This is a genomic window from Arthrobacter sp. Br18 (assembly GCF_000520555.1).
Classification (GTDB): Bacteria; Actinomycetota; Actinomycetes; order Actinomycetales; family Micrococcaceae; genus Arthrobacter_D.
Genome location: NZ_KI914868.1, coordinates 2,211 through 24,088, shown reverse-complemented (window position 1 = coordinate 24,088; position 21,878 = coordinate 2,211). Strand labels below are relative to the sequence as shown.

The window sequence follows — 21,878 nt, the reverse complement described above, 5'->3', positions numbered from 1 at the left end:
TCCATTCCCCGGCGGGAACGAGCCGGGCTCACCACCTGGACGATGGGTGACGTGTACTTCAACGTGCGCCGTGGTCTCGTGATCGTCTCCGGATACGGTCCCCAGAACCCGGCGTCGAGGAATGCCGGGCGGCGAATCGGCCGGTAGTTCGCCGGGTCGACGGTGGCCTCCACGAGGATGCCGGAGGTGTCAGGTACGCAAGCGGTCCAGCTCCCCGGTCAATTCCCACTCACCGATAGCCCTCGCCTTATAGATGGCGGGATTGTGGGAGGCGATGGTGCGGGCGTTGCGCCAGTGCCGGTCGAGTCCACGGGCGATGGATACCGCAGAAGCCCCACCGACCTCGAAGAGCCGGGAGGTGATGGTGAGCACCTGGGGAATGACGCTGACCTGGGCCTGGTAGACCGCTATTTCCGCCTCGGCAACGGCGTCGCGCTGAACTCCGGTCCCGAGTCCCTCGGTGGTGAGTACGCCCAGCGAAACCCCGAGTGCGCGTGCCGCGGCATCAACCGATGCTGCGGCGGAAAAGGCGAGGCTCGAGACTTCACCGATCACCTGCTGCACCTGAGGATCCCCGGCGGGGACCGGTGACGTCGCATTGATGTAGGTGCGCGTGCGCGGCGCAACGAACCCGACGACGTCGTCCGTTGCCGCCCGCGCTATTCCTGCCAGCGACGCCACCAGGACGAGCTGGAAGAACGCGTGCACATGACTGGGCTGGTGCCGGACGAACGGGCGGATGTCCGCCCGGTCCACCGGAACATCGGCGAACACGGTGGTGCCGCTGCCGGTCAGTTTCTGGCCGAACCCGTCCCAGTCGTCCCGGCATTCCACGCCGGGCGCCGCGGCCGCGACGGCGTAGGAGACACGCTCGCCGTCGGTGAGTGCGCTGCCCGCAATCCAGTCCGCGTAGATGCTGCCGGTGCTGTAGTACTTCGTCCCGTTCAGCAGCGGGGCAGCACCGTCCCCTGAGATGGTGGTGCTGATGTCCTCGAGCGAGGTCCCGGTCAACTCACTCGACGCGTTCCCGATCATCGCCCCGCGGACGATGACCGGGAACCAGCGCTGCGCACGGGGGCCGCCGTCGTCGAGCAGAAGCCCCTCGACAAACGCGAAGTGACCGCGCCAGAGCTGGGTGAGGTTGGAATCAGCGGCCGCGAGCCTCGTGAGGAGCAGGAAGAGCTGGGGGAGCGACGCGCCGAACCCGCCCTGTTCCTGCGGTATCCGCAGTGCACCGAAGTTCGCCGCCTTCAGACGCTGGACCTCCGCGCGGGGCAGCTGCAGCTGCACTTCGCGCTGCACCGCACCTGCCGCGATGTCGTCGAACAGCGGGCCGAAACGTGCAAGCAGCTCCTGGTCCGTGGGGCATTCAGTGGGATGTACTGGTGCGGTTGCTGTGGTGGTCATCGGGATCTCCTAAACCGAGGCCGAGGCGAGGGCCGGCGCCTCAAGATTGGCTCCTCCGCGGTACCGGGCCCCCGGATGGGATTCGAACAGGCGTGAATTACCGGCGCCGAAGAGTCGTTCGCGCAGCGTGCCCTCCTCGTAGGACGTGCGGTAGAGCCCTCGGCGCTGAAGTTCGGGCAACACATGCTCCACGAAGTCCTCGGCAGTCCCGGGCGTGAGGAACTGCCGCAGGTTGAAGCCGTCGAGGTCGGTTTCCCGGACCCACCGCTCGATCTCGTTGACCACTTCCACCACCGTGCCCACCGCGAAGAACGGTCCACGGTCGAAGCGGGTGACACGCTCCAGCGCCTGGCCCACGGTGGTGCCGGCCGGCAGTCGGCGGTTGCTGGGCTGCCGGTCGCGGCCGGGGCGGTTCTCCCGGGCGAGGATATCCTCGACGAGTTCGCTCGGGTGGTACGCCGCGAGGTCGACGCCGCTTCCGCCCTGGTGCGCAAGGTAGCCCTCCGCGCTGGAGAGCTTCCGAAACTCCTCCGCCTTGCGCAGCGCGTCCTTGTGCGTCCTCCCCACGATCACGACGGCGCCCGCGAACGCCTTGATGTGGTGGCGCGAGCGGCCGTTCTCCTCAGCGAGTCGCCGCAGGTCAGCCACGTTGTCGCGGTACGCCGCGAGGTCGGTGCCGCCCACGAAGACCGCCTCCGCGTGTTTGGCGGCGAAGGCCTTGCCCGCCACGGAACTGCCGACCTGGAAGAGGACGGGCGTCCGCTGGAGGGAGGGCTGGGACAGGTGCGGGCCGGCCACCGAGAAGTGAGGCCCCCGATGGTTGATGTACCTGACCTTCGTGGGGTCGGTGTACACGCGGTGCTCGCGGTCCTGCACCACGGCGTCGTCGTCCCATGATCCCTCCCACAGCTTGTAGAGGACATCGAGGTATTCGTCGGCGATCTCGTAGCGGCGGTCGTGTTCCACTTCGTCGGGCAGCCCAAAGTTCCGTGCGGCGTTGGGCAGGTAGGAGGTCACGATGTTCCAGCCGAAGCGCCCCTTCGTGAGGTGGTCCAGCGTGGAGGCGCGGCGGGCGAACGCGAAGGGCGGCTCGTACGTGGTGGAGAACGTCGCGGCGAACCCGAGGTGTTTCGTGGCTGCGGCCATCGCCGGAATGACCAGCAGCGGGTCATTGCTGGGAATCTGCACGGCTTCGCGCAGCGCCGTCTCCGGACCGGCGCGGTAGCCGTCGTAGGCCCCGACGACGTCGGCGAGGAAAACCGTGTCGAACAGGCCGGCCTCGAGGAGTTTGGCTTGCTCGACCCAGAAGTCGAGGTCGTTGAAACGGTGGCGGTTGTTCTCCGGATGGACCCATAGCCCGTGGGAAATGTGGCCGACGCAGTTCATTTCGAAGAGGTTGAAGGCGATCTTTTTGCTCATGACAGGATCTGCTCCTTGGAAGGACGTGGGGTGGGAAGCTGGGGGATGGCGCTGAGCAGTTCGCGCGTGTACGCCTGCTCGGGCCGCAGGAAGACGCGGTCAACAGGACCGGACTCCACCACGGCGCCGTCCTTCATCACCAGCACGGTGTCGGCGATGTGGTGGATGACGCCGAGATCGTGCGAGATGAAGAGGTAGCTCAGGGCGAACCGCTGCTGAAGGTCGGCGAGGAGGTCGAGGATCTGCGCCTGCACCGAGACGTCCAGCGCTGAGACCGGCTCGTCGCAGATGAGGATCTCAGGATCGGCGGCGAGGGCACGGGCAATGGCCACGCGCTGGCGCTGGCCGCCCGAGAGCTCAATGGGCCGGCGCTGCTGCTGGTCCGTTCCCAGCCGGACCAGCCCGAGCAGCTCGCGGGTCCGCTCCGCCCGGGCAGTGCGAGGGACACCCGCAGCGGACAGCGCCTCGGCGATGATCCTGCCGACGGTGTGCCGCGGGTCGAAGGAGCTCAGCGGATCCTGGTAGATCATCTGCACCGAGCGCCGTGCGGTGCGGTTTCCGGACCGGCGCAGGTCCTCCCACATGGCGCCGTGCAGGAGCACCTCGCCGGAATCGGGCTTCTCGACGCCGAGGACGATCCGGGCCGCCGTACTCTTCCCGGAGCCGGATTCACCGACGACGCCGAGCGTGGTGCCGTGCTCGAGCGAGAACGAGACGCTGTTTACCACCGTGCGGTCCACGCGGTCCGGGCCGGGATACGCCTTGGTGATATTCCGCGCCGACAGGATGGGCGGCTTCCTGGTGCCGGGCGGGGGAGCGTCCCGGAGGGCGCCGCCGCGCGCCTCGCCACGCTCGGGCAGGACAGCCCTGGTCCCGCCGAGCCGCGTCCCCCGCGACGCGGCAGAGGGAATCGAGGCCAGCAGCTCCAGGGTGTAGGGGTGCTGTGGATCTTCCAGCACCTGCCGGGTGGAGCCCTCCTCCACGATCTCGCCGTCGCGCATCACGGCGATCCGGTCCGCGAGCCCGGCCACCACTGACAGGTCGTGGCTCACCACGAGCATGCCCATGGAGCCGGTCTTCAGCCGGTTCAGCAGGCGCATCACCTGCGCCGCCACGGTGGCGTCGAGCGCCGTCGTGGGTTCGTCCGCGATGAGGAATCCCGGACCGGCCGCGATGGGCCGAGGCGACCAGCGCCCGCTGCCGGAGGCCACCGGACAACTGATGCGAATACTGCAGCGCCCTGAGGCCGGGCTCCGGCACACCCACCTCGGTGAGCAGTTCAAGGACACGCGTGTGCCGGGCTGCCTTCCCGAGGCCGGCGTGCAGTTTCAGTGCTTCGCCCACCTCGTCGCCGATCCTGCGCAGCGAATCCAGGGAGGAGAGGGCGTCCTGGAGGACGAAGCCGATGTGCCTGCCGCGCACCGCCTTCCACTCACGCTCGCCCCAGGCGCGGGTGTCCTTCCCACGGAAGGAGACGGTGTCGGCGCTGACTTGGGACTGCGGCCCGGTCAGCCCCACCAGGGTGCGGGCCGTCACTGATTTGCCGGATCCGGATTCACCCACCAGGGCGAGGCATTCGCCGGCGTGGACGGCAAGGGAAACGCCGCGGAGCACAGTGCGCGGGGAGCGGCGCGGACCGAAGGCCACGTGCAGGTTCTTCACTTCGACGACGGGTGTTCCGGTCATGAGGTGGTCCTTCCTTCGGAGCGGCGGCGCAGTTCGCGCCCGACGACGGTGATCGCGAGGACGGTTGCCACGAGGAACGCGGCCGGCAGTGTGATGAGCCAGGGCGCGTTCGAGATGAAGTTCCGCCCCACGGAGAGCATGGCCCCCCATTCGGGCGCAGGCGGGGGCGTGCCGAGGCCCAGGAAGCTGAGCGAGGCGCCCGCGCCGATGGCCGATCCGACGCCGATGGTGGCCAGGACGAGCACAGGTTTCACCACATTGGGCAGCACGTGGTGCACCAGGACGTGCCAGCGGGGAAACCCCAGTCCGCCCACCGCCTCCACATACGCGGCCCGCCGGACGAGGTGCGCCTGGGTCCGCGTGATGCGGGCGTAGTAGGCGATGCTGCCCGCGCCGATCGCGAGGATGGCGTTCTCGGTGCCCCCGCCGATGATCCCGATGACCACCAGCGCCAGGAGAATCTCCGGGACGGCGAGGGTGACGTCGAGGAAGCGCATCACGGAGGCTTCGACGAATCGTTTGCTCAGGCCTGCGAAGAGTCCGAGGAGTGTTCCGCCGACAAACCCGATCGCCGTGGCCCCGACCCCGACGTACAGGGACGTTGCGGCTCCGTGCACGATCCGTGAGTAGACGTCGGCCCCGGATTCGTTGGTGCCGAACCAGTGCGCGGCGCTCGGCGGGGTGAAGCTCGCAGCCGGGTCGACGGAATAGGGATCGACCGAGGTCAGGACGGTCGGCGCGGCGACGGCCAGGGCGAGCCAGCCGAGGAATCCGACGGCGAGGGTGAGTCCCGGCCGGAAGGGCCGCCGCCGTCGTCCGCCGGTTTGACGGGGGGCGGATGCTCCCGCGGCGGGGACCGGCTGCGCGGCGTGAACTGCCGGTGCCGTGCCCGGTTGAAGATCGATGCTCATGCGGTAACCACCCTTGGATCGATGAGCGTGTAGAGGAGGTCGACTCCGAGGTTGACCACCACGTACACGGCTGCGGAGAGCAGGACGACGCCGATGATCACCGGCAGGTCCTTTTCGTACACGGAGGCGAGCGCGAGGCTCCCGACACCCTGCCTGCTGAACAGGGTTTCCACGATCACCGAGCCGCCGAGGAGGGCGGCGATGAGGAACCCGGACATGGTCAGGACGGGAAGAACCGCGTGCCGGAGCGCGTGGCGCACGCGGACCTGGGCGTTCCGCATCCCGCGCGCCCGGGCGGTGAGGACGAAGGCCTGTTCCAGCACGTCGTCGAGCTCGTTCCGGAGCACCTGCGAGAGCGGACCGAAGACCGCGAGGGCGAGCGTCAGCGCGGGCAGCACGACCGACGCCGGTCCCTGGTTGCCGCCGATCGGGAACCAGTGGAGGCTGAACGAGAACATCATCAGGAGGACGAACCCGATCACGAAGGTGGGCGTCGCGGCGCACACCACCTCCACACCCGACACCAGGGAACGGATCCACGGGCGCCGCTGCGCGGAGGTCAGCGCGACGGCGAACGTCAGCGGCAGCGCGAGAAGCGCGGCGGCCCCGGCGAGCTGGGCCGTCGAGCCGATCTGCTGGCCGATGGCTTCGGCCACGGGGATGCGCAGTCGGTAGGACTGGCCGAGGTCGCCCTGCAGCAGCCCGCCCAGATAGTGCAGGTACTGGATTGCCAGGGGCTCATCGAGCAGGTAGTCCTGGCGGACGCGGTCGATGGCCTCCTGCGTGGGCCGGGCATCCGGACCGCCCAGGATCAGGAGCGCCGTGTCTCCCGGGATGAGATAGACCGCCAGGAAGGTCAGGGTCGCGGCTCCCCACAGCACCCCGACCCCGACGACGAGGCGGAGGACAATGCGGCGGGCCACCCCGGCGGGCCAGCTGCCTGCGGTCCGTCCCGGGTCCGGTGCCGCTCTCACGCTTCCTGTTCCTGCTGCCGCCCCGGTCACTGCGCGAGCCATGCGTAGGTCAGGACGGGAACCGGGTGGGACGTGTCCGTGGCAACGGCCTGCACCGAGTTCGAGTAGGCGAACTGGCTCGGGTTCTCGTAGAGGGGCAGTCCGGGGACCAGGTCGGTGAGCCGGTGCTGCGCCTGGGAGTAGGCCTCTTCCGCCTCCGGGCCGTCCGCCGCCCCGCGGGCCCGCAGCAGGATCTCATCGAGCTCCGGGTCGTTCACGTAGGACGAATTCTGGCCGATGCGCTCACCGGTGATCTCCGAGGAGTGGTACCGAATGAACAGGACGTCGGTGGTGTTGGTGTGCCACACCCCGGCCAGGGCGTCGTAGTCGCCGGCGTATCTCAGCTCTGTGAGCTGTGCCTGGGGAAGCTGGATGATCTCCAGCTCGATACCGGCTTGCCGGACCTCGCCCTGCAGCTGGACGAGGAGGGGGCTGGGGGCGGAGGCTTCCACGGTGGGAACCTCGACGGTCAGCCGTTCGCCGTCCTTGATACGGAAGCCCTCGGCGTCGCGGGAGTCCCAGCCGGCGTCGTCGAGCAGTTGGTGTGCGCGCTCGGGGTCGTGGGGTATGCCTTCCACCGAGGGGTCGTAGTACTTGCTCTCCTTCGAGAGGTACGAGTCGACGGGGGTATAGGTGCCGAAACCGAGGCTCTCCGTGACTGCCTCCGTGTCCACCGCGGCTGCGAAGGCCTCCCGGACGGCGGGATCGCTGAAGGGCTCACGGTTCAGGTTGAAGCCGAGCACGTAGGGGCTGCCGGTGCGCGGCAGGTTCTCGTAGGTGAACGCCGGGTCGGCCTGCACCGCCGCCGCGTTCTGCGGGGCGAGGTTCTCCGTGAGCCCGTACTGGCCTGATACCAGGGACTGGTGGCGGATCACGGGCTCGGCGACCACGGTGACCTCGACGCCGTCGAGGTGGGCTTCGCCGGTTTCACCCAGCCACTCGGGGGCCCAGCCGTATCCCTCCCGCTTGGCGTAGCTGATGCTTTGTCCCGGCTGGTACTCCTCCAGGACGTAGGGCCCGGAGCCCACAGGGTTCTGGCACAGCGTTCCGGGTGACTCGGTGATGGCCTTGCCCGAGGTCATGCCGAGCCAGGACTGCGCGAGGGTGTAGAGGAACGGGGTGTAGGCGTACTCGAGGTGGACCTCGAACGTGTGGTCGTCGATCACCGTTCCGTCGACGTAGGGCGCGATGTAGGCGGCGGCCAGCGGTGACTTCGTTGCCGGGTCCCTCATGTGTTCGAGGTTCTGCTGGAACACCGTCGCGTTCCAGGGCGATCCGTCGCTGAACGTCACGCCCTCCTTGAGGTGGAACGTGTACGTCTTGCCGTCCTCGGAGATGTCCCAGGACTCGGCGAGGTAGGGGGCCATCTCGCCGTTGTCGTCGAGCGTGACCACGTTGTCGTAGATCAGCCGGCCGAGGAACTGCTGCTGCGTCGCCGAGATGCCGTGCCCGTCGAGGCAGCCGGGCTCGGCGGAGATCGAGACATTGAGAACCCCGCCGTCCACGGGTGTGGCGTCCGCGGACACCGCCTGGGTTCCGGCGGGGGAGGCGCAGGACGCGAGCAGTCCGGCAACGACGGTGAGGCCGGCGCCGCGTGCCGCTATCCGGCGGGCCGTGCCGGGGCGGGCCGTGAAATGGGCATGGAAAGGGAGGGACATGGGCGTTCCTTCTCGAAAAGGGGGAAAAGTGGGCAGGGGTCATCGCGGGTGGGACCTGCGGGAGGTGTGGCGGGACGGCGTCCGGCAGTGCCGGCGGAGTCCTGGGCAGGGACTACCGGGGATTAAGCGGTGGGGAAATCGGGACAGCTGCGGGAACGCATCGTGCGTGATCCTTCCGGATTGCTCTTGACCACACCGGGCGCCGCGACACGAAGTGCGGTGGGTGCAGCCCGCTTCGTCATCCGAACCACCCAGTAAGCATGGGGTTGGTGCGCGGCCTAGTCGGAGCTTGGCGGCCGCATCTCTTGAAGCTGACCCCACTGTATGCCGGATCTTTCCGCTGTCCAGCCGGGTCGGGTCATGAACTGTCACAAAGGGCATCACGCCGGCTTTTTTACGCAATGTGTCACGCCGCGCGTTGACGGCAGTGGCCGGGTGACCCTAGCGTGGGAGACGCAATCAAGAGTTCCAGCCACGGGCCCTGGCCGGCTGGACAGCAACCCTCTCGTCGTAGTGGGGTGCTCCAGGTGATGATTCGGCCGCTGGGCAGTTTTCGCCCGAGCGGCAAGTACGGCGTTTCCCCGCTGTTTTGTGCTTCCAGCACGCGGGAGGGCGCCTCTCGGGAAGAGGAAGTGTGGCATGGTACTGGATGTCAATGTGGAGCCGAACGTTCTACGGCAGGCCTTTGGGCGGTTCCCCTCCGGGATCGCGGCGCTGTGCTCCCGCGTGGACGGTGTTCCCGAGGGCATTGTTGCTTCGTCGTTCACCGTCGGGGTGTCCCTCGATCCGCCGCTGGTGATGTTCGCGATCCAGAACGAGTCGCGCACCTGGCCGGTGCTGCGCAAACAACCACGCATCGGTGTCTCAGTCCTTGCCTCCGGGCAGAAGGACGCCTGCCTGCAGATCGCGTCGAAGTCAGCCGACCGGTTCGCAGCACTCGACATCGACTGCACGTCCGCGGGTGCGGTCTTCCTGTCCGACGCCGCGCTGTGGCTGGACTGCTCCGTCGAGGCGGAGTACCCCGCCGGCGACCACCAGGTGGTGCTCCTGCGGGTCCACGGCCTGCAGTTCGAGAACATGGACCCGGCGCCGCTGGTGTTTCATGCCTCCGGGTTCCACCGGCTCCCGGAGCCGTCGCTGGTGTAGCCGAGGCGGCATCACGTTCTCGTGGGAGCCGTCGCTGAATACCGGCAGCAGTGTTTCGGTGTGGGCCGATCGGGGTATGGAACCCGGAAGGATGTGCGCGACGAAGAGGACAAACTCTTCCCACGCCTGCAGGAAGTGGTGAACCCCCGCCGGCTTCAACTACTGGGTATCTGCTGGGAGGTGCTCCGCAGGACCGCACCGACCCGGGCGCACCCGGTCGTGGCGAGGCGACCGCCGGGCAACGCCGTCGCCGCCGTTCCCCTTTCACTGGTGGACCGGCTCCGGGACGCGGTGGACACGGGGGTCCTGCGCGGGCCGGAAGTGGCCGCGCTGGTACTCCGCCGCGCGAGCACCCTGCTGGCCCGCGTTGCGCATGCGATCGAGCATTTGCCGCTGCTGACTGTCGGTGAGGATCCTTCCACCAGCAGGGTGCGGCGTCGTCCCTCCGGAGACGATCGCCCACGAATTCCAGCCGTGGGCGTGCTCGCTTTCGCCGCCGGAGGCGCCCTGGCGGGGGAGCTGGTGTTCCGCACATTCGTCCGCCGGGCTGGTCACTGACCCGCGCCGCTGCGTTTCAGGTGGCGGCCCTTCCTTGCCCTTCTCGGCCGCCGATCAGGCCCTTCAGGCGGTGTGTGTCAGGACGGGCGGTTGCCGGCGTCGAACTCTTCCTCGTACACGCGTTTGGCCTTCCGCAGCACCGCCGGATCCAAGCGGGCAACCGGGGTCACCTCCACGAGCAACGGTTCGCAGTCCGGCCCCCTGCCCACGCACGTTCCCGTGAAGACCCACGCGTGGCGGTCCCCATCCTCGGCGAGGTGCTCGTACTGGCAGATCTGGCGCGCAAGCCAATCCCTGAGCGGCCGGGTCCACCAGGGCTCCGGGGTGAGGGGATTGACGGACAGTCCGGGCATTGTCAGCCCGCTTTCGCCGTCGGAACTGGCGGAGTCCCGGTCGGCCTCGAAGCCCTGTTAATACCGGAGGTACAGGTAGTCCACGGAGGACACAATGTCCTCGATCTCAGCGAGGCTGCGGAGCGTGCGATCCACGTGTTCGGCTTCGCTCGGTGCAGTGGCGGCTTCCATGGATTCAAGCCTAGGAAGGCTTGACCCCGCAGTAAAGTATTCCTGTTCCTCCTCCCTCCCGACGGGGTCTAATGGGGAGGACGATCGAGTTCGAGCTGGAGGTTCACCATGGAAGCATCCTGTCCGTCGTGCGGAAGGCCGCTACAGGAGATGGATGAAAGCCAGTGGCCCGCCGAGGGACCCGTCCCCGAAGGGACGCTCGCCGTGTTCCAGTGCGAGGGGAACCACCGGGTGATGGTGGCGGAACCGCAGATCCAGGCCTAGGCAGCTTCCGTCGCCATACCGGGACCGGGGGTGTTTCCTGGCTTCCCGCGCCCGTCAACCCATCCAGTGCGCAGCAATAACGGGTGACGAGCCGTTTCGCCGTTACTGCTGCGCACTGGATGCACCCACTGCCGGCTCCGCCTGTCAATGTCACACTTCGGGGGATTCCCGGACCGCCAGGTTGGGGTGCAGCAGCCGGTAGCCCTGGGCGTCGAGTGAATCGCGGTCGTAGTCGTCGGGGAGCAGCACCGCTGCCATGCGGCTGTCGCGGATGAGCACGCCGGCTTGTCCGGCGGTCAGCGGGCCGCACTCCAGCGCCACGCCGATACCCTCCTCGATGAGGAGACACGCGGTCCGTCCGTCGGAATCGGCCGGTGTGGCCACGAAGTATTCGATGGGACCGGCTTCCGCCAGGAAACGCGTGGAGGACAGGTCCACTCCCTCCAGGTCCCGCTGAATGGTGACCATGTCCTGCTCACCCTGTTCCCGCTCAAGAATTCCCAGAACCGGAGCCTCCTCACACGCGGCAAGCAGCGGTGCGGCCAGTAGGAGCACCGCGGCAACGCCGAGGGGATGTCTCATAGGTCCCCATCCTAACGGCGCACTATCGGGCCATCGAGTGTGCAGGAATTACCGGAAAATGGCTCTTGGCCCGTCATTGCTGCGCAGTGGATGCGGGCAGCGCGGATGCATGCCGGACGACGCCGCCCTTCAGCGGATTCCACTGCGCGCGAGGCCCTGGACAAAGTACTTCTGGAACATCAGGAACATCAGCACGATGGGCAAAATGGAAATCAGCGCAAGGGCCATGATAGCCCCGTAATCTGCCCCGTACTGGCCCCGCAGGAAAATCAGCCCGATCGGCAGGGTGAAAAGCTCGCTGTCCTTCAGCGCGATCAGCGGCCATGCGAAATCATTCCACTGGTACATCACGGTCAGCAGCACCAGCACGGCGATCAGGGGTTTGCAGAGCGGAAGGATGATCTGCAGGAAGATCCGGACATTGCCGGCGCCGTCCATCTTCGCGGCGTCCATCAGCTCATCCGGTATCGCGATGATGAACTGGCGGGCCAGGAAGATGCCGAAGGCCGATGCCGCCGACGGCAGGATCACCGCCCAGAACGTGCCGTAGATCCCCAGTTCCGTGACCAGCCGGAACTGCGCCACCATCAGCACCTGGACGGGAATCATCATGGTGCTCAGGACCAGCAGGAAGATGACGCCCTTGCCGCGGAAGGAGAGTTTTGCGAAGGCATACCCGGCCAGCAGGTTCACGGTGACGGTGAGGAAAGTGACGATCGACGTGATGACCACCGAGTTTCCGAACCAGGTGGCGGTAGGGAAGCTCGAGAAGACACGCCGGAAATTGTCCAGGGTCCAGGACGAAGGCCACAGGTTGAGTTCACGGCTGAAAACGTCGACGTTCGGTGAGAACGCGAGTGTCACCATCCAGTACAGCGGGAACATCATGACCAGTCCGACGACGACGGCGATTCCCAGCCGGGCCGCATGCGCGGCGCGTTCCGCGGGGGAGACGTGGCGGACACGCTGCACGAAGGGGCGAGTGCCGCCGTCGTTGTCGGCGCCCGGCTGGCGGAGGGTGCCGCGGGTGCGGCTGCGGGTACCGCCGTCGTTGTCGGCGCCGGGCTGGCGGAGCGTGCCGCGGAAGGTATCGCGGGTGGGGGTACCGCGGCTGCCGGTGCCGTCGTCGTGGTCGGTGCCGTGGGTACCTGCGGTGCCGCGGTCGCCAGGGGAATGTGCCATGGACGTTCCTATCCTGCCGTGTCCCGCGAGCGGTTGCCGTACCACTGGACGGCGGTGAAGATGAGCGTCAGCAGGAAGATCACGATGCCGATCGCCGCTGCGTAGCTCTGGTCCCGCGTGACGAAGCCGTTTTCGTAGGCGTAGGTCACGAGGACCGACGTCGAGCGGCCGGGACCACCTCCGGTCATGACGAAGATGGTGTCGAAGACCTGGAACGAGTAGATGACGTCCATGATGAGCAGGAAGAACGTCGACGGGCCGACGAGGGGAACCGTGATGTGGCGGAACTGCTGCCACGAGTTCGCCCCCTCGAGGCGGGCGGCTTCGTAGAGTTCGGGGGAGATTCCCTGCAGCCCGGCCAGGTAGATCACCATGTTGAAGCCGACACGGATCCACAGCGTCACCAGGATGATCGAGGCGAAGGCAGCTGTCCCGTTCGACTGCCCCGGCACGGTGTCGGCGCCTCCCGCGCCAAGGAGCTTGTTGATGATGCCCGTCGCCTCGTCGAACAGGAGTACGCCGATCAGGGCCGTCGCAACACCCGAGATCACCATGGGGAGGTAGATCAGGGTGCGGAATAGCCGGCGTCCCGGCAGCACGGAGTTCATCAGCACCGCCAGGCCGAGCCCGAGGGCCAGACTGAGCGGCACGGTGATGAGGGTGAACACCCCCGTATCCGCCGTGGACTGCCAGAACGTGGGGTCCGTGATCAGCCGGCGGTAATTGTCGAGGCCTACCCATCCGCTCGCTCCGAAACCGCTGGATTCCTGGAAGCTGATGAGGAAGGCCCAACCCAGCGGGAGGAAAAGGAACAGCCCGAGAAGAACAAGGTTCGGAGTGAGAAAACCGTAGGCCGTTGTGGTGGAGCGGAACCGCTTCCCGGACCGTCCGGCACCCGGTGCGTAGGTCGAAGCGGGCGTCGCTGGGGCAGCGGATCCCTCGCGCTCGGAGGTGCCCGCGGACATCAGCCGGTGGCCTCGGTCACCGCTGCTGCGATGTTCGCCAGCGTCTCGTCCACCGACTGGTTCTGGGTGAAGGCGGCCTCGAGCTGATCACGCAGTCGAGGATTGATCTCGGCCATCGCCGGGTTCGTCAGCTGCTGGACGTCCCCGGGCTCGAGCGTGGTTGCCTGGTCCACGAAGATACCTGCGATATCCGGACGAGTCTGGTAGTCGAGTTCGGTTCCCACCAGGCTCTGCAGTGTCGGCAGCTCCATGGCCCGCGCGCAGAAGTCGGACATCTGGTCCGGCTGCACCATGAATTTGAGGAACTCGGCTGCGAGGTCGGGGTTCCGCGCGCTCTTGGTGGCGACAAGTGCGTTCCCGCCGAGATCGCAGGCCCCACGTTCGGCACGGGGCAGGAAGGTTGCGCCCCATTCGAAGTCGGTGATGGTCTCATCCAGGCTGGGCAGCACGAAGTTACCGACGAACGCCATCGCCGTGGTGCCGGCCCCGAAGGCCGTGTCCGCATAGGTGGAGGACTTCACTGAACTGTTGGGTGGCACGAGGTTCTCGCGGAACAGGTTCTGCGTGAAGGTGAGCGCCCTGGTTCCGGCGTCCGACTCGATGGCAGGCCCCGACAGATCGTCGTTGAAGAGCCGTCCGCCTGCCTGGAAGAGCCAACTCAGCCAGCGGGTGGATCCACCCAGCTGCCAGTTGTAGACGGCGGGGTACAGATCCGGCGGAAGGGAGGCCCGCAGCTGTTGGGCTACGCCCTCGAACTCTTCCCAGGTCCAGGCGGAGTCGAGGCTGTCCGGAACGCTGGTGATCCCGGCCTGCTCGAACAGGTCCCGGCGGTACACGATGGCCGAGGTGTCCGTCTGGTGCGGTACTCCGTAGGGCATGCCGTTGTACTGGATGGCCTGCCACATTGCCGGAAGGAAAGCGTCAGCCTCCGCGGTGTCGAAGTAGCTGCTGAGGTCAAACAGCTGATCCTGGCTGCTGTAGGCGCCGATGGTGCCGTAGTCCACCCGGAACAGATCCGGCGCGGTGCCCGCCTGGAGCTGGGCGTCGATGTTCTGGAAGATCTGCTCGTAGGGCACCAGGTTCAGCTTGACGTTGACCCCGGCATTCGCTTCTTTGAACGCGGCGATTCCGCGATTGAAGCCTTCCTCCTCGGCGGGGCTTCCCCAGGTGGTGAAGGTCAACTCGTTGTCACCACTGGACTCGTCATCGTTGCCACCCGAGAAACCGGCGCACCCGCCGAGGGCCGCAGCCGTTGCGAGGAGACCAGCTCCACCGAGAATCTGCCGTCTGGAGATCGTCATCGAGAAGCCTTCCGTCTGGGATGCGGCACAATCCACACCAGCAGTATGCTTCCTTTTTTTCCTATCCAAGCGGCCGATTAAGCGGCACGATCACCGTTGCGGCCCATCCAGTGCGCAGCACTTACGGGAAATGGGCCGTCCGCCCGTAAGTGCTGCGCACTGGATTCAAGTGGCCGCGGCGTCATGCACGACGACGCCGCCCACCATGGTCAGGTCGGCCCGCACGGTGTGCAGATCGGCCGGATGCAGGCCGAAGGGGTCGACGTCCAGCACTACGATGTCGGCCAGGGCTCCCGGCGCGATCACGCCGCCGTCGTCGAGCCGGTTCACATACGCAGAGCCCGAGGTGTAAGCACGGAGGGCCGACTGCAGGGTGAGCGCCTGATCCGCGACGAGCGGACCGGCATCGGGGTGGGCCGGATGTGACCGGTTGACCGCTACGTGGATCGCCTGCCACGGGTCGGGGCTCGAAATGGGCCAGTCCGAGCCCATGGCCAGCGGGGCCCCGGCGCGTTCCAGCGCGGCGAACGGGTACTGCCATTCGTTCCGCTCACCGCCGATCAGGGGCACGGTGAGGCCCAGCATCTGGTCGTCGTTGCAGGCCCACAGCGCCTGCAGGTTCGCTGTGATGGTGAGGGCGCCGAAGCGGGCGATGTCCTCCGGGTGCACCAGCTGCAGGTGCGCCATCTGGTGCCGCGGTTCCCATGCAGGGGAAGCATCAACGAGGGGTGCTCCCGCGATGTGCGCTGCGTCAGTTTGGGCTCCCGCGGAGGGCGCTTCAACGAGGGGCGCACACAGTGCGGCCCGGCGCGACTGATCGACGGCGTCGAGCGCGCTGCGCACGGCTCGGTCGCCGATGACGTGGAGATGGAGGTCGAACCCAGCCGCAGTGAGTTCCGTAGCGAGCGGTGCGAGGACATCCTGGGGAAGGAAGAGGAGCCCGCGGTCGGAGGAGGATCCGACGTTCCGGCTGCACGCGCAGGACGCGGACCCGGCATCGGCACCGCGACCCGGGGCCGGGTTCCGGGAGTCCTGCGGAGCCGGGCGCGCGGCTGCCTCCGGTCCGCAGTACGGGTCCAACATCGCGGCCGTGCGGTTTTCCGGCACGCCGTCCACCATGATCTTGGCGCTGGTCGACCGGAATCCGGCCTCGGCGTTGACCCGGCGCCGTTCGCTGAACTCCTCGACCAGGGCACCCACGCCCGCGGCAGTAGTGGTCCGCGGCACCCAGAGTGCGCCCGTTGCCCGGCCGGTAAGCCGGCCGTCGGCGCTGAGCTTCCGGTAGGCAGGGCTGGCATCGGGGTAGCCGGCGTAGTCGCCGAGGATCGCCTCCTGCCACCCGGTTACCCCCACCGAGTGCAGGTAGCGCTGCGCCTCAAGGATTCCGGTCCTCATGGCGGCAGGGGTCACGGGCGGTAGGAGCCTCGACACCAGATCCATGGCGCCCTCATGAAGGATCCCGGTCGGTGTGCCATCCGGATGGCGTTCGATCCGCCCGTCCGCGGGGTCCGGAGTTTCGGCACCGATTCCGGCAACCTGGAGTGCACAGGTGTTCACCCAGGCACTGTGGTGGTCGCGGTTGATGAGGTACACCGGTCGGTGCGGCACGACGGCGTCGAGCATTTCCGCTCCCGGGAATCCGCCCGGGTAGTGGCCCTTGTACCAGCCGCCGCCGGTGAGCCAGGCCGGGTCTGTCTGCGCCGGAGGTGGATCAGCCCGAGGTGGCGAGGCCTGATGTTGAGAGGCCTGATGTTGAGAGGCCGGGCCACCGCCGGACGGGGGAGAGCTCCGGACGTACTCGGCAACGATGGCCAGGGTCTCCGCGGCGCTCGTGGCCGGCGTCAGGTCGCATGTTTTCCGCTCCACGCCGCCCATGGCCGCGTGGTTGTGCGCGTCGGTGAACCCCGGGATGAGGAGGCGTCCGGCGAGATTGACGCTCTGCCGCGCAGCACCGATGGCGGCGCGCACCTCGCCATCGGTTCCGACCGCGGTGATCCGGCCGGCCCGCACCGCCACCGCCGTCACCCCCGGCAGGATCCGGTACCCGTCGAAGATCCGGCCCGAGTGGAAGACCCAGTCAGCGCTCACGCATGCTCCGCGCCGCCGTCGGGCGGTTCGGTCGTCCCATTCAGCAGTGCCATTCCGTCGTCCTCATGGGTTCCATTCAGTCATCCCATTCGAAGGGCGTGACCGTCCCGCTTTCCCAGTCCGAGCGCAGGATCGCGTAGGCCACGGATGCCGCGTAACGGTTTCCGCCGATGGGCCAGCCGAGCCGGTAATGGGCTTCCTTGAGGAAGCCGGAACGCAGGAAGACGCGGCGCATCGCGCGATTGTCTTCGCGGGTCTGGCCCTCGAACCGTCGGACGTGCGGCAGTGTGGTGAAGACGAGATCGCAGGTAGCCTTCACCACCGGCACGCCGTAGCCCCGCCCGCGGTGGGTTCCGGCGAGGCGGAGGTCGAACATGGGTGTGTCGTCCTGGAGGTCCTTCACCACAACGAGTCCGATCCGTCCGGCATCCGCTTCCACCCAATAGCCCTGGGACTCCTCGTTCCAGAACCGTCCGGATGCCACTGCCGCCCGCGCGGATTCCTGGGTGTGGTCCGCGATCACGTGGAAGGGAAACGTGTTGGAGGTCAGGAAGTCGACGATCCCGCCGGCGTCAGCTGCCGTCATCCGGCGGAGGCTCACCGCCACGAGTGAAGCCCGTGCGGCACTAGAACCCGACCAGTGCGTGCGGCACGTAGGGCGCCTCGAGCGCCTCGACCTCGTCGGCCGTCAGCTCGATGGCCAGGGATGCCAGCGCATCCTCGAGGTGGCCCGGTTTTCCGACACCCACAATCGGCGCCGACACCACCGGGTTCCGTGACACCCACGCGAGGGCAACCTGCGCACGGGACACTCCGCGGTTCGCTGCCACCTTGCCCACGGCGTCGGACACGCGGCGGTCGGCGTCGTTCGTCCCGTACAGGGTCTTGCCGAACGCGTCGCTTTCCGAGCGCGACGTCGTCTCATCCCACGCGCGCGCCAGCTTCCCGCGTGCCAGCGGGCTCCACGGCAGCACCCCGATGCCCTGGTCGGCGCACAGCCCGTACATCTCCCGCTCTTCCTCGCGGTTGATGAGGTTGTAGTGGTCCTGCATGGTGACGAAGCGCGAGAAGCCGTTGAGCTGCTGGAGGTACAGCGCCTTCGAGAACTGCCACGCGTACATTGATGACGCCCCGAGGTAGCGCACCTTGCCGGCCTTCACGGCGTCGTGCAGGGCCTCGAGGGTTTCCTCGAGGGGCGTCGCGGGATCGAAGCGGTGAATCTGGTACAGGTCCACATAGTCGGTGCCCAGGCGGCGGAGGCTGTTGTCCAGTTCGGCGAGGATCGCCTTGCGGGACAGGCCGGCGCCGTTGGGGCCGTCGTGCATGCGGCCGTGCACCTTGGTGGCGATGACGACGTCGTCGCGCCGGGTGTACTCGGCCAGCGCCCTCCCGACGATCTCCTCACTGGTGCCGTCCGAGTAGACGTTGGCGGTGTCGAAGAAGTTGATGCCGGCCTCGACGGCCAGCTTGATGAGCGGCCGGCTCTCGGCCTCCGGCAGCGTCCAGGGGTGGGAACCGCGGTCCGGTTCGCCGTACGTCATGCAGCCGAGGGCCAGGGGGGAGACGTCGAGGCCGGTGGAGCCGAGCTTTACGAAGTTCATGGTCGCCTTTGCGGGAGAGGACAGCGGGGCGTCTCCAACTCTAAACCCCCGCTGATTACGCACCTATGGCCGGCAACCGGCCGGAATAGCAGCCATACGTGCTTGCGTCAGCGGGGGTGGGGGTCAGGCCTCCACGTGCCGGTCCGCCACCGTGAGGGCATCGTCAAGGATGGCGAGCCCGGCCCGCGCGTCCTCGAACGAGAGGTTGAGCGGCGGCGCAAGATGAATGCGGTTGAAGTTCGCGAAGGGGAGCAGACCGCGTGATTTGCAGGCGCCGACCACCTCGTCCATGGCGGGGCTTGAGCTCCCGTAGGCGGCGAGCGGCTCGCGCGTGTTCCGGTCCTTCACCAGTTCGACGGCCCAGAAGGCGCCCAGACCCCGCACCTCGCCCACGGAGGGGTGCCGTGCCGCCAGCTCCGTGAGCCCCGGGCCGAAGACCTCGCGGCCCAGTGCGGCGGCGTTCTCCACCATGCTCTCCTCGCGCATCACGCGGATCGTGGCGACGGCTGCGGCAGTGGCCAACGGGTGGCCCGAGTAGGTCAGCCCGCCCGGATAGACGCGCGTGCCGAACGTGGCGGCGACCTCGTCGGAGATCGCCACGCCTCCCAGCGGAACGTAGCCCGAGGTCACGCCCTTGGCGAAGGTGATGAGGTCGGGAACCACGTCGAAGTGGTTGAATGCGAACCAGGCGCCGGTCCGGCCGAAACCCGCCATGACCTCGTCGGCCACGAACAGGATGCCGTACTTCGTGGCGAGCTCCCTGACGCCCTTCAGGTATCCCGGCGGAGGGATCATGATGCCGGCTGTCCCGGGGATGGATTCGAGGATGATCGCCGCAAATTTCGTGGCGCCCTCGAGCAGGATCACCTGTTCAAGGTGCTCCAGGGCGCGCCGGGTTTCCTCCTCCGGCGTCGTCGAATGGAAGTAGGAGCGGTAGAGGTAGGGCGGGAAGAAGCGGACGACGCCGGCGTCGCCGTAGTCGTTCGCTATCCGTCGGGGATCCCCGGTGAGGTTCACCGAGAGGTGCGTGCCTCCGTGATAGGAACGGTGAGCTGACAGCACCTTGTAGCGGCCCGTGTGCAGGCGTGCCATGCGGATGGCATGCTCCACCGCCTCGGTTCCGCCGTTGGTGAAGAACACCTTGTCCATGCCCGACGGCGTCAGTTCAGAGATCAGCCGGGCCGCCTCGGAGCGGGCGTCGTTCACATGCTGCGGCGCGACGGTGCAGAGCTTTCCGGCCTGCTGCTGGATGGCCGCCACCACGGTGGGGTGCTGGTGGCCGATGTTGGTGAACACCAGCTGGGAAGAGAAATCGAGCAGCCGCCTGCCGTCGGCGTCCCATACCAGGGAGCCCTCGGCCTTGGTGATCGTCATCGGCCGAATGAGGTCCTGGGCGGACCAGGAGTGGAAGACGTGCTGCCGGTCCAGCTCGTAGGCCCGCCGACCGGCAGCGAGGTCCTCCTTGCTGGGACCGTCCGGTACCGGTACATCGGTCGACATACTCATGCTTGATCCTTCCCGTTCGTCTGCGGTGCGCCTTTCCTACCTACTGTGCCATGGAAGCTGACGGGCTTTCCCGGCGAACGCCGTTCGGGCCGCCCGATGCCGGTCCGGCCGCCGGATTAGCGGCTAGCATTTCACGTAGATCCGCGGTTGCGGGCGGGGGATTCCCGCGGTGGCCCGGTGCTTTCGAAGGGGACTCCATGCAGTTGCGTTCCGCGCCGCGCTTCGCGGATGCAGCACTACCGGACGATCTTCTGATCCGGGCCATGGCTGCGACCTCGGAGCTTGCCCTCATCACCGATGCACAGCAGAACATCCTCCATGTCGCCGATTCGTTCACCGCCATCACGGGCTATCACCGGAACGAGGTGCTGGGCAGAAACTGCCGGATGCTGCAGGGTCAGGGGACCGATCCCGAAACCATTGCCGCCATCCGCCGGGCGCTGGCCGCGGGAGAGACCTACGACGGCGAAATTCTCAACTACCGCAAGGACGGGTCAGCCTTCTGGAACGCGCTGCGGATCACACCGCTCTTCTCGGGTGAGGGCGTTCTCACCCATTTCACCAGTGTCCAGCGGGACATCAACACGCGTATGGCGCTGCTTGAGCAGCTGCGCCTCCAGGCGCTGCATGATTCGGTGACCGGGCTGCCCAACCGGACCGCGATGGGCAACCGGCTCGATACGCTCCTCGGCCCTGCCGCCGACCACGGGGCGACGACTGCAATCGGCGTCATCGACCTCGATGATTTCCGGACCGTGAACAATACCTATGGCCACGAGAGTGGAGACGCCCTCCTCGGGGAGTGGGCCGCCCGGCTCCAGAGTCGCCTCCGGGACGAGGACTTCCTCGGCCGGATAGGCGGCGACGAGTTCGTTCTTATTCTTTCTGGTCTGGCGAGGTCGACCGCACGCACGGACGTCCCACGGATCCTGAAGCGCATCCACGAGGCGGTGGAGTTTCCATTCCACATCCGCGGCGAGCGCGTGATGATCGGAATGAGTCTGGGCCTTGCACTCTTCCCCGGGGACGGCCTGGATGCGCCGGGTCTCCTGAGGAGCGCCGATGAGGCCCTGTATGACGTCAAGACCCGCAAGCATGAGCGGGACCTGTGGTGGACGATGGCCCGGGACGTCCCCCCACGCGGAGGCTCCCTCGCGGACCCGGTGCCTGATGCAGCAGAGGAAGCGGATCCGCTGCCCGATCACATCAGAAAAAGCGCCAGGGAGCCCGAGCTTCGGCTGGACGGATACCGGCAGGCCCTGGTCGACGGCGGCCTCGAGCTGCACGTGCAGCCCGTCATCGACCTCCACGACGGATCTGTGCCGTCGTTCGAAGCTTTGGCGCGACTGCGCCTTCCGGACGGCCGCCTTGCCTACCCCGACGAATTCCTCGAGCACCTCAGGCAGGCCGACCTCGACCGGATGTTCGTCGTCATCCTCGAACAGGCGCTGTCCCAGCTCGCGGCGTGGGAATCCCACGGATTGACAGTGGACATCTCGGTGAACCTCCCGCCCACGACGCTGTTTGAACCGGGCCTGACCACCCTGGTGGAGCAGGCCCTGAACCGCCACGGTATTGCGGCGCCGCGTCTTCGGCTGGAACTGCTTGAGTCCGTGACACTCGAGTGGGAAGGCCAGCGGCATGCGCTTCACCAGCTCACCAGGTTGGGAGTGGGTATCGCGATGGACGATCTCGGTGCGGGCTACAGCAGTCTCAAGAGACTCTCGTCCCTGCCGTTTCGGACGATCAAGCTGGACGGGGACCTGTTGAGCGGGATCCGGCACAAGCCTCCGGAAACCCTGGGCCTTCTTGCCACGCTGATCCAGATGGGCAGGGATTTCGGCATGACGGTCGTGGTCGAAGGGCTTGAGGATGAAGGCATGGCCGAGGCCGCGGCAGTCCTCGGTGCGGCATTCGGGCAGGGATACCACTTCAGCAGGCCGATGCCCGCCTCGGAGGCCGCCGCATGGGTAGCCGGGTTCGAGTACCAGCTTCGGTCCACCTCCTTCCGTACCCACCTTGGCGCGCTCGCCTATCACTGGCAGTTCGCACGCCTCGGCTCGCCCC

General features: G+C 67.3%; 17 protein-coding genes, 2 pseudogenes and 2 riboswitches. Of the genes and pseudogenes, 3 read left to right on the top strand and 16 right to left on the bottom strand.

The features are described from left to right. Window positions 1–189: 189 nt before the first annotated feature. The 7 genes and pseudogenes from Y704_RS0110700 to Y704_RS0110665 all read right to left on the bottom strand — a co-directional run bounded on the left by Y704_RS0110700 (window position 190) and on the right by Y704_RS0110665 (window position 8,094). Window positions 190–1,407, bottom strand: coding sequence for an acyl-CoA dehydrogenase family protein (locus Y704_RS0110700; RefSeq protein WP_026550113.1), 1,218 nt, complete (start codon window positions 1,405–1,407; stop codon window positions 190–192). A 9-nt stretch (window positions 1,408–1,416) separates the two neighbouring features. Next, window positions 1,417–2,826, bottom strand: a complete 1,410-nt coding sequence (locus tag Y704_RS0110695) for an LLM class flavin-dependent oxidoreductase (RefSeq protein ID WP_026550112.1) — start codon at window positions 2,824–2,826, stop codon at window positions 1,417–1,419. Beyond that, window positions 2,823–4,037, bottom strand: a complete 1,215-nt coding sequence (locus Y704_RS20540) for an ATP-binding cassette domain-containing protein (protein WP_253904297.1) — start codon at window positions 4,035–4,037, stop codon at window positions 2,823–2,825. Before Y704_RS20540 ends, Y704_RS0110695 begins: the two co-directional genes overlap by 4 nt. Window positions 4,038–4,062: 25 nt before the next feature. Beyond that, a pseudogene (locus Y704_RS25255) lies at window positions 4,063–4,512 on the bottom strand (ATP-binding cassette domain-containing protein); the annotation flags it as partial. Then, a complete protein-coding gene (locus tag Y704_RS0110675; RefSeq protein WP_026550109.1) occupies window positions 4,509–5,423 on the bottom strand; it encodes an ABC transporter permease in 915 nt (304 codons plus the stop codon). The gene Y704_RS0110675 and the pseudogene Y704_RS25255, both read right to left, overlap by 4 nt. Then, complete coding sequence (locus Y704_RS0110670; RefSeq protein ID WP_216698971.1) at window positions 5,420–6,397, bottom strand: ABC transporter permease; 978 nt, start codon at window positions 6,395–6,397, stop codon at window positions 5,420–5,422. The genes Y704_RS0110675 and Y704_RS0110670 overlap by 4 nt, the downstream gene beginning before the upstream one ends. A gap of 26 nt (window positions 6,398–6,423) precedes the next feature. Beyond that, entirely contained in the window at window positions 6,424–8,094 is a 1,671-nt protein-coding gene (locus Y704_RS0110665) for an ABC transporter substrate-binding protein (RefSeq protein ID WP_081747566.1), read from the bottom strand. Between the two features lie 177 nt (window positions 8,095–8,271). Then, a riboswitch (SAM riboswitch) is annotated at window positions 8,272–8,405 on the bottom strand. Window positions 8,406–8,551: 146 nt separating this feature from the next. After that, window positions 8,552–8,671: riboswitch (SAM riboswitch) on the top strand. A 62-nt stretch (window positions 8,672–8,733) separates the two neighbouring features. Here Y704_RS0110665 and Y704_RS0110660 point away from each other — a divergent pair. After that, window positions 8,734–9,240, top strand: coding sequence for a flavin reductase family protein (locus Y704_RS0110660; RefSeq protein ID WP_026550106.1), 507 nt, complete (start codon window positions 8,734–8,736; stop codon window positions 9,238–9,240). 93 nt (window positions 9,241–9,333) lie between these two features. Next, window positions 9,334–9,798, top strand: coding sequence for a hypothetical protein (locus Y704_RS22785; RefSeq protein ID WP_155850332.1), 465 nt, complete (start codon window positions 9,334–9,336; stop codon window positions 9,796–9,798). 77 nt (window positions 9,799–9,875) lie between these two features. Here the strand turns inward: Y704_RS22785 and Y704_RS25250 are convergent. The 9 genes and pseudogenes from Y704_RS25250 to Y704_RS0110605 all read right to left on the bottom strand — a co-directional run. Further along, window positions 9,876–10,193: pseudogene (locus tag Y704_RS25250) on the bottom strand (DUF6098 family protein); the annotation flags it as partial. A 543-nt stretch (window positions 10,194–10,736) separates the two neighbouring features. After that, on the bottom strand, window positions 10,737–11,168 hold the full coding sequence (locus Y704_RS0110640; protein WP_026550105.1) for a hypothetical protein: 432 nt from the start codon (window positions 11,166–11,168) through the stop codon (window positions 10,737–10,739). A gap of 129 nt (window positions 11,169–11,297) precedes the next feature. Next, window positions 11,298–12,350, bottom strand: a complete 1,053-nt coding sequence (locus Y704_RS0110635) for a carbohydrate ABC transporter permease (protein ID WP_253904295.1) — start codon at window positions 12,348–12,350, stop codon at window positions 11,298–11,300. 8 nt (window positions 12,351–12,358) lie between these two features. After that, entirely contained in the window at window positions 12,359–13,315 is a 957-nt protein-coding gene (locus Y704_RS20525) for a carbohydrate ABC transporter permease (protein ID WP_081747565.1), read from the bottom strand. After that, the gene (locus Y704_RS0110625; RefSeq protein WP_035772426.1) at window positions 13,315–14,616 is read right to left on the bottom strand and encodes an ABC transporter substrate-binding protein; all 1,302 of its coding nucleotides are present in this window, start codon (window positions 14,614–14,616) and stop codon (window positions 13,315–13,317) included. The genes Y704_RS20525 and Y704_RS0110625 overlap by 1 nt, the downstream gene beginning before the upstream one ends. A gap of 165 nt (window positions 14,617–14,781) precedes the next feature. Continuing rightward, window positions 14,782–16,704 (bottom strand): amidohydrolase, encoded by a 1,923-nt coding sequence (locus Y704_RS0110620; protein ID WP_026550102.1) that lies wholly within the window; start codon window positions 16,702–16,704, stop codon window positions 14,782–14,784. 76 nt (window positions 16,705–16,780) lie between these two features. Then, the gene (locus tag Y704_RS0110615; RefSeq protein WP_155850331.1) at window positions 16,781–17,290 is read right to left on the bottom strand and encodes a GNAT family N-acetyltransferase; all 510 of its coding nucleotides are present in this window, start codon (window positions 17,288–17,290) and stop codon (window positions 16,781–16,783) included. Window positions 17,291–17,330: 40 nt separating this feature from the next. Continuing rightward, window positions 17,331–18,305 carry an aldo/keto reductase gene (locus Y704_RS0110610; protein ID WP_026550100.1) on the bottom strand — a complete coding sequence of 325 codons (975 nt, stop codon included), beginning with the start codon at window positions 18,303–18,305 and terminating at the stop codon, window positions 17,331–17,333. A 123-nt stretch (window positions 18,306–18,428) separates the two neighbouring features. After that, on the bottom strand, window positions 18,429–19,805 hold the full coding sequence (locus Y704_RS0110605) for an aspartate aminotransferase family protein (RefSeq protein WP_026550099.1): 1,377 nt from the start codon (window positions 19,803–19,805) through the stop codon (window positions 18,429–18,431). A gap of 203 nt (window positions 19,806–20,008) precedes the next feature. On the opposite strand from Y704_RS0110605, the gene Y704_RS20520 reads away from it, so the two are divergent. Continuing rightward, window positions 20,009–21,878 (top strand): putative bifunctional diguanylate cyclase/phosphodiesterase (locus tag Y704_RS20520; RefSeq protein ID WP_035772379.1); only part of this gene is annotated, 1,870 nt, incomplete at its 3' end.